This is a genomic window from Marinitoga sp. 1154 (assembly GCF_013363285.1).
In the GTDB taxonomy this organism is placed as follows: domain Bacteria; phylum Thermotogota; class Thermotogae; order Petrotogales; family Petrotogaceae; genus Marinitoga.
In genome coordinates this window covers 1-1260 of sequence record NZ_LBFB01000061.1, presented here as the reverse complement: position 1 = coordinate 1260, position 1260 = coordinate 1, and the positions used below count along the sequence as shown (strand labels likewise).

The following is a 1260-nucleotide window of genomic DNA, read 5'->3' as shown; positions in this document are numbered from 1 at the left end:
TATATAAAAACTATAAATTATGACAAATACATATCTACAATAAATGAAATAGATGGGAAAATTATACTAGGAACAACAGATGGGAATATAATACTAGAAAATAAAATCGCAAAAATATCCAATGATCCTATAAGAAAAATATTGGGAACAAACAATTATATAATAATCTTATCAGGAATTGATAAAGTAAGCATACTAAACAAAAAAACATTAAAAGTAATAAAGAATTTTAGTGACAATGAATATATATATGACATATCAACAAACAAAAAAATACATGCATTATATATATTATATGGGAAAGGAAAACTTCGAAAAATAAATTTAAAAGATTTCAAAATCGAATATGAAAAAGATGCAGGATTTAATCCTGCAAAAAATAAAGTAATATTGACAGATAAATATTTCATAAAAAGCGATGAAGATTATATAAATTTCTATCTTTTAGAAGATAATGCGAAAATTCAAGAAAAAAATATTGTATATAAACATATGAAATTAGAAAAATACAAAAACTACGATGAAAATATAAAATATTACGATATTCAAAATGGATATGAAATAATAGAAAATGAATATGCAGAACTAACAATAAAAAAAGAAGGACAAATAATTTTTAAAAAAGAGCTGGATGATTATTTATCAAAAATAAAAATAATAAAAGATAAACTGTTTATATCATGTGAAAATGGAATTATAGAATTATATAATTTAAAAACAGGAAAAATATTATATAAAGATAAAAAAATACAAAAAACAGCAGAATTTGATGGAGAGTATATATATTATGGAAATAAAGAATACGAAATAGTAAAATATGATTATAAGAATAAAAAAGAAGTTATGAAATTCAAAGGACATTTTGGATTAATACAAGAAATAAATCTTTCTTATGATAACAAATATATAATATCCTATTATGGATTAAGTGGAAGTATTAATTCAAAACCAGGAAATAGGATTTTAATACACAACTGGCAAAAAGATTCATATATAAAATCAATAACAATATTAAACCCAATAAAAAAAGTTATACCGATAAAAGATACATATAAAATACTAGTAGAAGATATAAAATCAAATATATTTATATACAATATATTTACAGGTAATTTAGAAAATATAATCATGCATCCATTTAAAGAAGTTAAAGCAATAGATATAAATAAAGATGAATTAGTAATAACAGATGGAAACAGAGTAATAGTATATAAATTAAAAGAAGGAAAAATAATAAAATCATTTATTATAGAACATATA

Annotated in this window: 1 protein-coding gene; it reads left to right on the top strand. The window is 20.0% G+C overall.

Annotated elements, in window-relative coordinates:
* On the top strand, window positions 1-1260 hold a 1260-nt coding region (locus XO12_RS11060; RefSeq protein WP_175420344.1), incomplete at both ends, for a hypothetical protein.